This window comes from Acidovorax sp. Root70 (assembly GCF_001428225.1).
Lineage (GTDB): Bacteria > Pseudomonadota > Gammaproteobacteria > Burkholderiales > Burkholderiaceae_C > Acidovorax.
The window spans coordinates 64,688-78,452 of the sequence record NZ_LMHQ01000008.1 but is presented as its reverse complement, the minus strand read 5'-3'; the positions used below and the strand labels follow the sequence as shown (position 1 = coordinate 78,452).

Genomic DNA, 13,765 nt, shown 5'->3' with positions numbered 1-13,765 from the left:
GCTTGGGGGGCGCAGAGCGAGGGGAGAGAAAACGAAGAAGAGTGAACAGGGCGCAGCAAGAGCGGGGCTTTAACGCCCGCACCTGCAGGGGATGAGGCAGGGCCTCATCCGCTCACCAGCCCCCGGCCCTGGCCGCGAGGCCTGCCACCAGGGCCACCCCTGCCAGCAGTGGGGTGCGTCGGGGCTGCCAGGTCATGGCGGCGGTCACGGCCACGGCGGCCATCGACAGGGCCACCGTCCACGCCGTCACTGCCAGCGAAGCCAGTGCGTCACCCGTGGGGCGGGCAGCGAGCCAGAGCGAGAACAGCAGCAGCAGCCATCCGGCGCAGCGCAGCTGTTGCAGGCGGTGGGCCGTGCCCTCGTGGCCCGTGGCGTCTTCATGGTGCCGGTCCATGCCAAGCGCGATGGCCGACCAGGCTGCAAAACACAGCAAAAAAGCGGACATGGTGTTCAGGTCCCCGAGGTAGAGACCGAAACATCGGGAGCAGCGGGCAATGCTGCCGCAGGCGCGGTACGTGCCACCTTGGCGGCAGCGGCACGGCCCCGGGGAGCACGGCCCGGAAGCAGCCGCCATGACACCCAGCCCAGCAGCACGCCGGTGGCCAGGAAGGCCAGGTCCATGCTGGCCCATACCCATTCACCCGCAGGCAGCGTGATGCCCAGGTGGGTGTGGGTGGTCAGGGCGTTGATCGCCGGGAGCAGGGCCCACACCAGGCCCGCTGCGCCCAGCGGCACCGACCAGCCCATGCGGCTGGGCCGGACCACGGCACTGGCCAGCGCCCACAGCAGGGCAAAACCCCAGGCGCTGAAGAACCAGGCCAGTTCCACATCTGCCCGGCCTTCGATGCCGAGGGGGATCAGGCGGTTGGAGGCGATGTACACGCCGCACGCCAGCGGCAGTCCCGCCAGCGTGGCGATGTTGATGGCGGCCACCAGGCGTTCGCCAAACGGCGCCTTGCCGGTGTTGCTGGCCACAATCCCTTTGCGGCTGGCCTGCAGGTGTGACTTGGCGCTGCGCTTGACCGACCACAGCACCAGGCCGGTGGCGATCATCAGACTGCCCAGCAGGCCAAAGGCGAACAGCGCCCAGCGCAGGCCGATGTCGGCAAACCGCGCCATGTGCAAGCCGTACAGCACGCCATAGGTGGTGACGGCGGGGCTGGCCGGGTCGGCCTGCTCCAGCCACTGGCCGGTGGTGCCATCAAACAGCAACCGGGGCGGTCGGTACTGAAGACGGTCGCCGGCATGCCGTGACACTTCGACCACCACCCGACCCTGGGCATCGCGCCGCGCCTGCACGCCGCCAATGCGGCCGCCTTCCCATCGGGTGGTGGCGGCTTGCAGAATGGGCTGGAGCGCGATGGGTGGAAGCGGGTCTATCTGCTCGCTGGGTCCGCGCCGCACGCGGCGTTCGGGTTTTTCGCCCTGCAAGTCGGCAAAGTAGGCGTTGGCATCCACACCCTTGTCGCCCCGGTAAGCGGTGGCGATGCCCGAGGGCAGGTACAGCGTGTGAAAGATCATCAGCCCGCTGAAGGTGATCATCAAATAGAACGGCAACACCAGCACGCCACTGACGTTGTGCGCATCCAGCCAGGCGCGCTGCCCGCCCTTGCCGGGGCGGAAGGTGAAGAAGTCCTTGAAGAAGCGCCGGTGCGTGACGATGCCACTGAGCAGCGCCACCAACATCATGAACGTGGCGGCGCCCACCACCCAGCGGCCCTCCAGCGCCCAGCGGCCTTTGGCGGCGGTGCGCAGTTCAAAGTGAAAGCGGTAGAAGAAGTCGCCACCCATGGTCTCCCGAGCGGGGATGGCCTCGCCCGTCTGCGGGTTCATGTGCAAGGTCTCAAAGCGGCCGTTGGCTTTGTCGCGCCAGAGTACGGTGACGGTGGGGTCGCGTGCATCGGGCAGGCGCAGGATCCATTGCGTCACGCTCGGGGCCTGGCGTTGCAAGGCGGCCAGCGCCTTGTCGGCCGCCTGGTGGTCGGTCGCCAACGGGTCGGCGCTCTGCAGGCCATGCCACTCGGGGTGCATCCAGCGCGTGAACTCGCTTTTGAAGAACGACAGCGTGCCGGTGAGGAAGATGGCAAACAGCAGCCAGCCCAGCACCAGACCGGCCCAGGTGTGCACCCAGGCCATCGCCTGGCGAAAGCCTTCGCGGTCCTTGGAAGCGGCGCAGGCCTGGGGGGATGCCGCGCTTTCAACGCTGTGCGAGGTGCGGGGGGCGCGCGTCGTCATGCTGCGCTCCCCATCGATGCCAGCCACTGTGGCGCAGTCGCATAAGCGCCCAGTGCCAGCGCGGGCAATACGGTGCCGCCCCAGGCCCCCCAGGCGGTGCGCGCATAAAACGCCCAGGCCACGGCCCCTGCATAGGCCAGCCATGCGAGCATGGTGGCAGTGAGCACCGCCTCCACCCGTGGCAGGCCGGGCACCAGTGCGAGGCTCAGTGCCCCAGCCAGGCTGGCTGCCAGCGCGTAGCCACCTGCCGCCGCCGCAACGGCGCGCGACGCAATGGCCAGGCGGTAGCGCACATCTACGCGTGCCGTTTTCATGGCCGCAGCGCCGTCGGTGCAGCGCGTTGGCAATCAGGGTGTGGCAGCACTCCCAAAGGGCGGGGGCAGGCAGGGCGGCGCAGCATGGACAGGGCTCCAGTCGTTGGATGGGTAAACAAACCAAACGCTGGCTGTTGCAGGTGACATGGGTCACCGGCTGGCTGGCTTCCAGGTGAAGTCATCCCCCTGTGGGGGTGGGCTGAGCGCCTGCCCTTGTTGCGTGCACAGACAAATGTCAGTGCGCGCGAGGCGGCGGGAGATGATGGGTCGGTATTTTAATGTGGTTGCAAATCATTCGCATTAAAGAATGAAAAAATTGCGAAGGTTGATGTGCAGTTGCAACAGAGTGTGATCGGGCCTGCCGATGCGGGGCGAAAAAAAAACGGGCCGAAGCCCGTTGGGAGGTCCGCAGCCGTTTATTCGATGTCGCCCATCTGGGACTGCAGGTAGTTGGGCAGGCCCACCTTGCCGATCAGGTCGATCTGGGTTTCGAGGAAGTCGATGTGCTCCTCGGTGTCGTCCAGGATCTTTTGCAGCAGGTCACGCGACACATAGTCCCGCACGCTTTCGCAGTGGGCAATGCCGTCCTTGATGGTGGCCTGGGCGCCTTGTTCGGCGCGCAGGTCGCAGGCCAGGATCTCCGGCACGTCTTCGCCCACCTGGATCTTGGCCAGGTCCTGCAGGTTGGGCAGGCCGTCGAGCGTGAAGATGCGGTCCATGAGCCAGTCGGCATGCTTCATCTCGCCGATGGACTCCGAATATTCCTTCTTGGCCAGCTTGTCGAAGCCCCAGTGCTTGAGCATGCGGTAGTGCAGAAAGTACTGGTTGATGGCCGTGAGTTCGTTCTTGAGCTGGGCCTGCAGATGGCCAATGACCTGTGCGTCACCTTTCATGGGGACTCCTTGTAGTGTGTGGATTCGGCGTTGATTGTCGTGAGCCACATCAAGCCGCGCAAGGCAAGCCCCTGTCACCGCGTGCGGGGTGCGTGTGATGCTGAGAGGCATTCGTGTTCACGCGCATGGGTTCCCTCTTCTGCATGGGGCGGCTGGACGTGGCCGTGGATATTGTCGTTGTATAGTAATAAACAATTGATTAAATTCAATCAATTAATTGGATTGATGGGTGAGAAATGCCTAAACTTCAGTCCTGTTCAGTTAACCAACCACCAAGGAAACAGCAATGTCCCTGATCAATACGCAAGTTCAGCCCTTCAAGACCACCGCTTTCGTCAATCGTGACGGCAAGGGTGAATTCATCGAAGTGACCGAGCAGTCCCTCAAGGGCAAGTGGTCCGTGCTGATCTTCATGCCTGCAGCCTTCACCTTCAACTGCCCCACCGAAATCGAAGACGCTGCCGACAACTACGCTGAATTCCAGAAGGCCGGTGCCGAGGTCTACATCGTGACGACCGACACCCACTTCTCGCACAAGGTGTGGCACGAAACCTCCGACGCCGTCGGCAAGGCCAAATTCCCTCTGGTGGGCGACCCAACGCACCAGTTGACGAACGCTTTTGGCGTGCACATCCCTGAAGAAGGCCTGGCACTGCGCGGCACGTTCGTGATCAACCCCGATGGCGTGATCAAGACGATGGAAATCCACTCCAACGAAATCGCCCGTGACGTGTCGGAAACCCTGCGCAAGCTCAAGGCTGCCCAGTTCACCGCCGCCAACCCTGGCCAGGTCTGCCCCGCCAAGTGGAAGGAAGGCGCCAAGACCCTGACGCCTTCGCTGGACCTGGTCGGCAAGATCTAAGCCTCCGTATTCGGCCCTCCCAAGCCGGACAGCGTCGTGGCGCCTGTGCGCCATGCCGTCCGGCTTTTTTACGCCCGGAAGTTGACTTGCAGGCTGGACCTACCAGCTGCTTGCCGTCACCCTTCCCGCTACACCACTCAAAATTCAAAGGACACCGCCATGCTCGACGAACAACTCAAAACCCAGCTTTCCGCTTACCTCGAGCGCGTACAGCAGCCGTTTGAGCTGGTGGCCTCCCTGGACGACAGCGAGACGGCACGCGACATGCGCGAACTGCTGACAACCATCCAGGCGCTGCGCAGCGACAAGATCACCCTGCGCACCGATGGCAACGATGCGCGCAAGCCGTCCTTCAGCCTGCAGCGCGTAGGCGCCACCAACAGCCTGCGCTTTGCCGGCCTGCCCCTGGGCCACGAGTTCACGTCGCTGGTGCTGGCCCTGCTGTGGACGGGCGGCCACCCACCCAAGGTGGAGCAGGACGTGATCGACTCGATCAAGGCGCTGGAAGGTGACTTCAACTTCGAGGTCTACATGAGCCTGACCTGCCACAACTGCCCCGACGTAGTGCAGGCGCTGTCGCTCATGGCCATCGTCAACCCCCAGATCAAGACCACCGTGATCGAGGGCGGCGCCTTCCAGCAGGAAGTGACCGACCGTGAAATCATGGCCGTACCCATGGTGTTCCTGAACGGGCAGGTGTTTGGCTCGGGCCGCATGACGATTGAAGAGATCGTGGCCAAGCTCGACACCGGCTCCGCCGCCCGTGAAGCTGCCAAGCTCAGTGCCAAGGCACCGTACGACGTGCTCATCGTCGGTGGCGGCCCTGCAGGCGCCGCCGCCGCCGTGTATGCGGCCCGCAAGGGCATCCGCACCGGCGTGGCCGCCGAGCGCTTTGGCGGCCAGGTCAATGACACGCTGGGCATCGAGAACTACATCTCGGTGATCGAGACCGACGGCCCCAAGTTTGCCGCCGCGCTGGAGGCCCACACACGTGCCTACGACGTGGACATCATGAACCTGCAGCGCGCCGACAAGCTGATTCCGGCCGCACAGCCGGGCGGGCTGATCGAGGTGCAGCTGGCCAATGGCGGTACGCTCAAGGCCAAGACGGTGATCCTTTCTACCGGCGCGCGCTGGCGCAACGTCAACGTGCCCGGCGAAGCCGAGTACAAGAACAAGGGCGTGGCCTACTGCCCGCACTGTGACGGCCCGCTGTTCAAGGGCAAGCGCACGGCGGTGATTGGCGGCGGCAACTCGGGTGTCGAGGCCGCCATCGACCTGGCAGGTATCGTGGCGCACGTCACGTTGGTGGAATTTGCCGACCAGCTCAAGGCTGACGCCGTGCTGGTCAGAAAGCTCCAAAGCCTGCCCAACGTGACCATCCACACCAACGCGCAGACCACCGAGATCACGGGCGCCGATGGCAAGGTCAATGGCCTCAAATTCAAGGACCGCGCGACCGGCGAAGAGCAGCTGGTGCCGCTGGAAGGTGTGTTTGTGCAGATCGGCCTGGTGCCCAACACCGACTGGCTCAAGGGCACGGTGGCCTTGAGCAAGTTTGGCGAGATCGAGATCGATGCCAAGGGGCACACCAACGTACCCGGTGTGTTTGCCGCGGGCGACTGCACCACGGTGCCCTACAAGCAGATCGTGATTGCTGCAGGCGCGGGCTCCACGGCCGCGCTGAGCGCGTTCGATCACCTGATACGCACCAGTGTGCCAGCGTGATTTTTAGAGAAAATGGGCTGGTAGTGCTTATCCAATAAGCCTATCAAGCTATCAAATTAGAAGCGGCGGAGCTGTGAAGAGCAGCCCTGCCGTTTTTCCTTTTTTTGCTCTGAATGCCCGGGTCTGGAGCCCGGTCAGAAGGTGTGCAGCACGCCGGTGGTGATACCGGTGGCGCGGTCCTTGTTGGCGGTGCCCTGGAAGCCGTCGCGCCACTGGGTGCGGTCCAGCTCTGCATACAGTTTGGTGCGGCGTGAAAGCTTGTACTCGGCAAACAGAAGGGCCCGGGTGTAGCCGTCTTCCTGCTTGCCAGTTCGCCGGCGGTCCAGGCGGTACACGGCGACGGTGATGTCCAGCAGGCCCGTGGCAGACCACGTCACACCCCCTGACTGCACCCGCTGCTCCGTGCGCGCCGTGGTGGATGTGTCGGCTTCGCTGCGCGCGGTGTTGGCGGCCAGGCGCACGCTGCCCAGCTGGTAGGCGGCGCCCAGTGTGAAGGCCTGCAGTGACAGGTTGTCTGCCGTTTTGAAACGCTGGACGGCGCCCGAAGCGGCCCAGGCCCCTGTGGCATAGGCCAAGCCCGCACCTGCCGAGGACTGGGCCGAGGTGCTCCCGGCGTTTTCTCCGAAGCTGTACATGGCGCGCGCGGTGACCGGACCGAACCGGCCCGTGTATTTGAGGGCGTTGTCCAGCCGGTAAGAGCCGCTGGACGAGCCTGCCGTGCCATATTCAATGCCCAGGCCATGGCTGCTCAAGGCCGCCGTGGCGATGTTGGGGTTGAACGACGCGAAGCGCATGCCCGCTGCGTCAACGGGGCTCACGGCGTCGGCCAGCAAATTGGTCTGCCGGCCCGCCGTCACCTGGCCCCAGGCGCTGCCCAGGCCGACGATGGCGGCGCGGTCAAAAAACTTGGTGTTGGCGGTACTGCCGCTGTCGATGTTCAGGCCGGTTTCGAAGTTGAAGAGCGCGTAGAGGCCGTCCCCCAGTTCCTCCCGGCCCCGCAAGCCGAAGCGGCTGGTGCTGTTGACGCCGCTGGCCAGGCTGGTCGCAGAGGCGGCGCTGGGCGCGTTGGCGGCGGTCATGCCGGCGGTGTGGCGCACGCCGGCATCGGCGATGCCATACAGGGTGGTGCTGCCCTGCGCCAGGGTCAGTGCGGGCGTGGCCAGTGCGGCCAGCCATGCCAGATGTTGGGGTTTCATAGGTCTCCTTGTCGTTGTTGTGGCGCGCACAGCGGTGCGCCGCACGGAGTGCCCGCGTGCGGTGGGGTGGGTTGCTTTTTGGAAGGTGGCGCCGCAGCGGACGCCTGGCGCGGCGCCAGGATGGCTGCCGCGCTATCTATCGGCTGAGCGTCAGCGGGCGGCCGCAGGCTCCATTCCGGTGCTGCGCACGATGGGTGCTGCCGCCGGTGCCGCCAGGAAGCGGATCAGATGCCGCGCCGCGTCGGGGTTCTCTGCCCCTGCGGCCACGCCAGCCGAGAAGAAAACGCGCTGCTGGACTTCATCCGGCAGCGGTCCGACGAACTCCAGCTCCTTGAAAGGCAGCAGCTCGCTGACCTGCTGGAAACCGATCTCGGCGTCGCCACGCAACACCACCGCGCCCACGCGCTCGCTGAAAATCTTGGTGGCCTTGCCCTTGATCTGCTCGGCCACGCCCAGGCGCGGGAACAGTTCGTCCGAGAGGTAGGTTCCGCTGGCGCTGGCGGAATAGGCGATCGATCTGGCATTCAGCAAGGTCTGTTTGAGTGCCTCCACCGTGCTGATGTCGGGCTTGGGCGTGCCCTTGCGCACGCTCATGCCGATCATGGAGCGGGCCAGGTCCACGCGGCTGCCTGGCTGCACCTTGCCCTGCGCCACCAAAGCCTCCAGCCCCGAATCGGCCAGGATGACGATGTCGAACTGCTCGCCGCGGGCGAAGCGGCTGGGGATGGAGTCGGGTGCCTTGCCCATCGACGCGCCCCGCGCGGTGACTACCTTGTGGCCGGTGGCCTGTTCGTACAGGGGAATCAGCTGGTCGTAGGCGGCGGAGAAACCGCCCGAGGTGACGACGCGGATTTCTGCCGCCTGCGCGGCGGAGGGCGCTGCCGCGCCCAGTGCCAGGCCCAGGCTCAACGCAGCGCCGAGCAGGGCGCTCAGCGCCCGGCGGCGGGGCATTCCGAGGGGGCTTACAGTGGCTGGCTTGAAGGGTTGCATGTCATGTCTCCTGGTTGTTGTAGTTGGGGTCGCGGGCTGCTTTGTCAGTCGGCGGTGATCTTGCGCTCGTGGATGATGCGGCCCCACTTGCTGTATTCGGAGGCAATGAATTTGCCCAACTCGTCGCGGGTGCTGGGCGATGCGGTCTGGCCATGCTTGAGCAGGCTTTCGCGCACTTCGGGAGTGTTGAGCACCTTCACCAGTTCGGCATTCCAGCGGTCCAGCAAGGGTTTGGGCGTTTTGGCCGACGCCACAAAGGCGTACCAGTTCGTGGCGTTGAATCCAGGGAAGGTCTCTGCCACCGTGGGTACGTTGGGCAGGTAGGCGGGACGCGTCAGTCCGGTGGTGGCCAATGGAATGAGCTTGCCCGACTCGATGTGGGGCAGGGCGGTGGGGGGCGCTGCGTAGAACGCGGTCACACGACCTCCCAGTACATCCTGCAGCGCAGGGGCGCCGCCCTTGTAGGGCACGTGCACGGTATCGATCTTGGCGACGTCGTTGAGCAGTTCACCCGCCAGGTGCGCTGCCGAACCGGGGCCGGTGGACGCAAAGTCGAACTTGCCAGGCTCGCGCTTTGCCTTGGCCACGAATTCACCCAGGGTCTTGATGCCGGTGCTGGCGGGCACCACCAGCACGTTGGGGAAGCTCACACCCATGGTGATGGGCGCCAGGTCTTTCAGCGGGTCGTAGCGGACGCTCATGAAATGGGGAGCGATGCTGAGCGGGCCAATGGAGCCGAACAGCAGCACCGAGCCGTCCGACGGGCCCGTGGCGACCTGGGTGTGGGCCAGGTTGCCTCCCGCGCCGGGCTTGTTGTCCACCACCACGCTCTGGCCGATGTTCTCGCCCAGCTTCTTGGCGATCAACCGCGCCGCGATGTCTGCTGAACCGCCCGCAGCAAAGCCGACCACCAGGGTCACGGGCTTCTTTGGAGGAAAGTCCTGGGCCTGGGCGGCTGTGTGGATCAGGGGGAGGCTTGTCGCCAGGGCGGCGGCCGCGATCAGGGAGCGTCGTTGCATGGTGGGTTCCAGAAGTGGCCGATGCACGGTCGGCCTTGCGAAAGGAAGCCAGTCTAGGTAGCGCGCAATAATCTGTGAATTGCAATTTATGACAGGACTATTGCATGCTGCGCATCAAATTCGATCTGGGTGAACTGCAGGCATTCGTGGTCACTGCAGAGAAGGCGAGCTTTCGCCTGGCGGCCGAAGCCCTGTGCCTGTCGCCGCCGGCCCTCAGCCGCAGGGTCGAGCGGTTGGAGGCGGCTTTGGGGGTGCGGTTGCTGGAGCGCACGACCCGCAGCGTGGAACTGACCGCCGTGGGGCAGGAGTTTTTGCATGAGGCGCGCGCGGCCCTGGTGGGCCTGGACGAGGCGGTGCAGCGCGTGAATGATCAGGTCCATCTCCGCCGCGGACGGGTGGCCATTGCCTGCATTCCGTCGGTGGCGAGCCATCTGCTGCCCCGGGTTCTGCGGGCCTTCGCGGTGGCGCAGCCGGAGGTGCAGGTGCACGTCATCGACGAAAGCGCCAGCCAGGTGCTTGATGCGGTGCTGCGGGGGGACGCTGATTTCGGCCTGAGCTTTACTGGTAGCCAGGAGTCGGCACTGCGGTTCGAGGCATTGATGCGCGAGCGCTACGTCCTGGCCATGCAGCGAGGGCACCGCTGGGCCGGGCGCAAGGAGGTGGCGTGGGCGGAGCTGGCGGGGCAGCGCCTGGTGTCCGTCTCGCGCGACAGCAGCAATCGGCTGCTTCTGGACCAGGCCACGGCCGATCTGCCCGAGCAGCCCGTGGCGTGGTACGAGTGCAACCATGTTGCCGGTGCGCTGGCCCTGGTGGAGGCCGGGCTGGGCCTGGCCGTGCTGCCGCAACTGGCCCTGCCGGCTGAGCACCCCGAGGTTTGCGGCGTGCCGCTGATAGAGCCCGACCTCTGGCGCACCTTGGGGTTGCTGCAGCGGCGCGAACGTGTGCTAGGTCCCGCCGCAGAGGCCTTGCGCCAGCGCCTGATGCAGTTGCGTGTGGGGGTGTGAGGGGGCGCGAAGGTGGAGTGCCCGCGCGCGGCCGCATCACCTCAATACACCAGCCGGTCTGGCTGCACCTCTTGCAGGATGGTGGTGGCAATCTCTTCGATGGACTTGGTGGTGGTGGACAGCCACCGAATGCCTGCGCGGCGCATCATGGCCTCGGCCTCGGCCACCTCGGCCCGGCAGTTTTCGATGCTGGCGTATTTGGAGTTGGGGCGGCGCTCGGCGCGGATCTCCGCCAGGCGGTCGGGACTGATGGTCAGGCCGAAGATCTTGCTGCGAAACGGCACCAGTGCGGGGGGGAGCTGGCGGCGCTCGAAGTCTTCGGGGATCAGCGGGTAATTGGCCGCTTTCAGGCCGCACTGCATGGCCAGGTACAGGCTGGTAGGGGTCTTGCCGCTGCGGCTCACGCCCACCAGGATCACATCGGCACCGGCCAGGTCGCGGTTGCTCTGGCCGTCGTCGTGCGCCAGGCTGAAATTGATGGCCTCGATGCGGTCCGTGTACTCCTTGCTGCGGCTCACGTCGCTGAAGCGGCCGATGCGGTGGTTGGACTTGATGCCCAGCTCCTGCTCCAGGGGGTGCACAAAGGTGCCGAACATGTCCAGCAGCATGCCCTTGCAGCCGTCCTGGATCACTTTGAGCACCTCCATGTTGACCAGGGTGGTGAAGACGATGGGTTTTTTGCCCTCGACCTCACCGGTGTGGTTGATCTGCCGCACCGCCTGGTGCGCCTTGTCCACCGTGTCGATGAAGGGCAGGCGCACATGACGCGGCTTCATCTCAAACTGGGCCAGGATGGCATTGCCGAAGGTTTCGGCGGTGATGCCGGTGCCGTCGGAGACAAAAAATACAGTGCGCGAGTGCATGTAGCCCCTTTTTTTGATACGGCTTGCGCCAGCGGGGTGGACACCACAAAGAAGTGGAGATTCCCCGTTTTGCGTCAGTCGCGTGAAAGCGTCAGCCCGTTGCCAGATGCGCGGGCCTACAATTGTCACAATTATCCAATTCTCACCATGCACCGCGTCGGCCTACAACCACAACGACAAAGCTACAGCCTGTGCATGGCCGCCTGCCTGATGCCCGCCGGGGCCAGGCACGCAGACCCAGTTTCAACTTCTGGAGCTTTCCCATGTCTGCACTTTTCAGCCCGACCGCCCTGGTCGTACCGTTTGAAAACCTGAGAATGACCGATGTCGAGGCCGTTGGCGGTAAAAACGCCAGCCTCGGCGAGATGATCTCCCAGCTGCCGCAAGGCGTGCGCGTGCCCACCGGGTTCGCCACCACCGCCCACGCGTTCCGTGAATTTCTGGCCTACGACGGCCTGGCCGACCGCATCAGCGCCAAGCTCAAGAGCCTGGACACCGAAGACGTGCGTGCCCTCGCGCAGGTCGGCGCGGAAATCCGCGCCATGGTCGAGGCCCAGCCCTTCCCGACGGATCTGCAAAAGGCCATTGCCGACGAATTTGCCAAGCTGAGCGCTGGCAACCCCGCTGCCTCGTTTGCCGTGCGCTCGTCCGCCACGGCCGAAGACTTGCCCGACGCCTCCTTTGCCGGCCAGCAGGAAACCTTCCTGAACGTGGTGGGCATCGACGAAGTCATGCACAAGATGAAGGAAGTGTTCGCGTCGCTGTACAACGACCGCGCCATCTCCTACCGCGTGCACAAGGGTTTCGAGCACGACGTGGTCGCTCTGTCCGCTGGCGTGCAGCGCATGGTGCGCTCCGACCTCGGCGCTGCGGGTGTGATGTTCACCATCGACACCGAATCCGGCTTTGAGGACGTGGTGTTCATCACCAGCAGCTACGGCCTGGGCGAGACGGTGGTGCAGGGCGCCGTGAACCCCGACGAGTTCTACGTGCACAAGCCCATGCTCCAGGCGGGCAAGAAGGCGCTGATCCGCCGCAACCTGGGCAGCAAGCTGATCCAGATGGTGTTCTCCACGCCTGAGGAAAAGGCCGCCAGCGGCAAGCTGGTCAAGACCATTGATGTGCCTACCGAGCAGCGCAACCGCTACTCGCTGACCGACGCCGATGTGGAGCAACTCGCCCGCTACGCGCTGGTGATCGAGCAGCACTACGGCCGTCCCATGGACATCGAGTGGGGCAAGGACGGCACCGACGGCCAGCTCTACATCCTGCAAGCCCGCCCAGAGACGGTGAAGAGCCAGGCCAAGGGCCAGGCCGAGCTGCGCTACAAGCTCAAGGGCCACGGCACCGTGCTGGCCGAGGGCCGCGCGATTGGCCAGAAGATCGGCACCGGCCCCGTGCGCTTGGTGCACAACATTTCCGAAATGGACAAGGTCCAGCCCGGCGATGTGCTCGTGACCGACATGACCGACCCCAACTGGGAGCCCGTGATGAAGCGCGCCAGCGCCATCGTTACCAACCGTGGCGGCCGCACCTGCCACGCCGCCATCATTGCGCGTGAACTGGGCATTCCGGCCGTGGTGGGCTGCGGCGACGCGACCGAGCGGCTGAAGGACGGCACGCTGGTCACGGTGAGCTGCTCTGAGGGCGACACGGGCAAGATCTATGACGGCCTGCTCGAGACCGAAGTCACCGAAGTGCAGCGTGGCGCGATGCCCCCCATCAAGACCAAGATCATGATGAACGTGGGCAACCCCCAGCTGGCGTTTGACTTTGCCCAGTTGCCCAATGAGGGCGTGGGTCTGGCGCGGCTGGAGTTCATCATCAACAACAACATTGGTGTGCACCCCAAGGCCATCCTGGACTACCCCCAGATCGATGCCGACCTGAAGAAGGCGGTCGAATCGGTGGCCCGTGGCCATGCATCGCCCCGCGCGTTCTACGTGGACAAGGTCGCCGAGGGCGTGGCCACCATTGCCGCCGCCTTCTGGCCCAAGCCCGTCATCGTGCGCCTGTCGGACTTCAAGTCCAATGAATACCGCAAGCTGATCGGCGGCAGCCGCTACGAGCCCGAGGAAGAGAACCCGATGCTGGGCTTCCGCGGCGCGGCGCGCTACATCAGCGAGGACTTCGGCGAAGCCTTTGCGATGGAGTGCGAAGCGCTCAAGCGCGTGCGCAACGACATGGGCCTGACCAACGTGCAGGTGATGGTGCCCTTTGTGCGCACGCTGGGCCAGGCCGAGCGCGTGACCAAGCTGCTGGCTGCACATGGGCTGCAGCGCGGCAAGGACGAGCTCAAGGTCATCATGATGTGCGAGGTGCCCAGCAACGCCATCCTCGCCGAGCGCTTCCTGGAATTCTTCGACGGCTTCTCCATCGGCTCCAACGACCTGACCCAGCTCACGCTGGGCCTGGACCGCGACTCGGGCCTGGAGCTGCTGGCGCAGGACTTTGACGAGCGCGATCCCGCTGTGGAGGCACTGATCCACCAGGCCATCAAGGCCTGTCTGGCCCAGGGCAAGTACATCGGCATCTGCGGCCAAGGCCCCAGCGACCACCCCGACTTTGCGCAGTGGCTGGCCAAGGAAGGCATCTCGTCGATTTCGCTCAACCCCGACAGCGTGATTGCCACCTGGCAGCAACTGGCAGGCTGACGCACCG

At 65.0% G+C, this 13,765-nt stretch carries 12 protein-coding genes; 4 read left to right on the top strand and 8 right to left on the bottom strand.

Annotation, left to right across the window (positions count from 1 at the left end; genetic code table 11):
• Positions 1-112: 112 nt before the first annotated feature.
• From ASD94_RS05940 to bfr, 4 genes are all read right to left on the bottom strand, one after another.
• On the bottom strand, positions 113-445 hold the full coding sequence (locus tag ASD94_RS05940) for a DUF3325 domain-containing protein (RefSeq protein ID WP_056639897.1): 333 nt from the start codon (positions 443-445) through the stop codon (positions 113-115).
• Between the two features lie 5 nt (positions 446-450).
• Positions 451-2,235, bottom strand: a complete 1,785-nt coding sequence (locus ASD94_RS05935; protein WP_082576783.1) for a PepSY domain-containing protein — start codon at positions 2,233-2,235, stop codon at positions 451-453.
• A complete protein-coding gene (locus ASD94_RS05930; protein ID WP_056639894.1) occupies positions 2,232-2,549 on the bottom strand; it encodes a hypothetical protein in 318 nt (105 codons plus the stop codon). Before ASD94_RS05930 ends, ASD94_RS05935 begins: the two co-directional genes overlap by 4 nt.
• Before the next feature lie 416 nt (positions 2,550-2,965).
• On the bottom strand, positions 2,966-3,442 hold the full coding sequence (gene bfr, locus ASD94_RS05925) for a bacterioferritin (RefSeq protein WP_056639890.1): 477 nt from the start codon (positions 3,440-3,442) through the stop codon (positions 2,966-2,968).
• A gap of 286 nt (positions 3,443-3,728) precedes the next feature.
• Between bfr and ahpC the strand changes: the two genes are divergently transcribed.
• Positions 3,729-4,304, top strand: coding sequence for an alkyl hydroperoxide reductase subunit C (gene ahpC, locus ASD94_RS05920; protein WP_056639888.1), 576 nt, complete (start codon positions 3,729-3,731; stop codon positions 4,302-4,304).
• Positions 4,305-4,463: 159 nt separating this feature from the next.
• Entirely contained in the window at positions 4,464-6,032 is a 1,569-nt protein-coding gene (gene ahpF, locus ASD94_RS05915) for an alkyl hydroperoxide reductase subunit F (RefSeq protein WP_056639885.1), read from the top strand.
• A gap of 134 nt (positions 6,033-6,166) precedes the next feature.
• Here the strand turns inward: ahpF and ASD94_RS05910 are convergent, their stop codons facing one another.
• The 3 genes from ASD94_RS05910 to ASD94_RS05900 all read right to left on the bottom strand — a co-directional run bounded on the left by ASD94_RS05910 (position 6,167) and on the right by ASD94_RS05900 (position 9,237).
• Positions 6,167-7,228 (bottom strand): porin, encoded by a 1,062-nt coding sequence (locus ASD94_RS05910; RefSeq protein WP_056639882.1) that lies wholly within the window; start codon positions 7,226-7,228, stop codon positions 6,167-6,169.
• Positions 7,229-7,378: 150 nt separating this feature from the next.
• Complete coding sequence (locus ASD94_RS05905) at positions 7,379-8,218, bottom strand: substrate-binding domain-containing protein (protein WP_056639879.1); 840 nt, start codon at positions 8,216-8,218, stop codon at positions 7,379-7,381.
• Positions 8,219-8,262: 44 nt separating this feature from the next.
• The gene (locus tag ASD94_RS05900) at positions 8,263-9,237 is read right to left on the bottom strand and encodes a tripartite tricarboxylate transporter substrate binding protein (protein ID WP_056639876.1); all 975 of its coding nucleotides are present in this window, start codon (positions 9,235-9,237) and stop codon (positions 8,263-8,265) included.
• A 104-nt stretch (positions 9,238-9,341) separates the two neighbouring features.
• On the opposite strand from ASD94_RS05900, the gene ASD94_RS05895 reads away from it, so the two are divergent.
• Positions 9,342-10,241, top strand: coding sequence for a LysR family transcriptional regulator (locus tag ASD94_RS05895; protein ID WP_056639873.1), 900 nt, complete (start codon positions 9,342-9,344; stop codon positions 10,239-10,241).
• A gap of 41 nt (positions 10,242-10,282) precedes the next feature.
• Here ASD94_RS05895 and ASD94_RS05890 read toward each other — a convergent pair whose 3' ends face one another.
• Entirely contained in the window at positions 10,283-11,104 is an 822-nt protein-coding gene (locus tag ASD94_RS05890; protein ID WP_056639870.1) for a pyruvate, water dikinase regulatory protein, read from the bottom strand.
• Between the two features lie 263 nt (positions 11,105-11,367).
• On the opposite strand from ASD94_RS05890, the gene ppsA reads away from it, so the two are divergent.
• A complete protein-coding gene (gene ppsA / locus ASD94_RS05885) occupies positions 11,368-13,758 on the top strand; it encodes a phosphoenolpyruvate synthase (RefSeq protein WP_056639867.1) in 2,391 nt (796 codons plus the stop codon).
• Positions 13,759-13,765 lie beyond the last annotated feature (7 nt).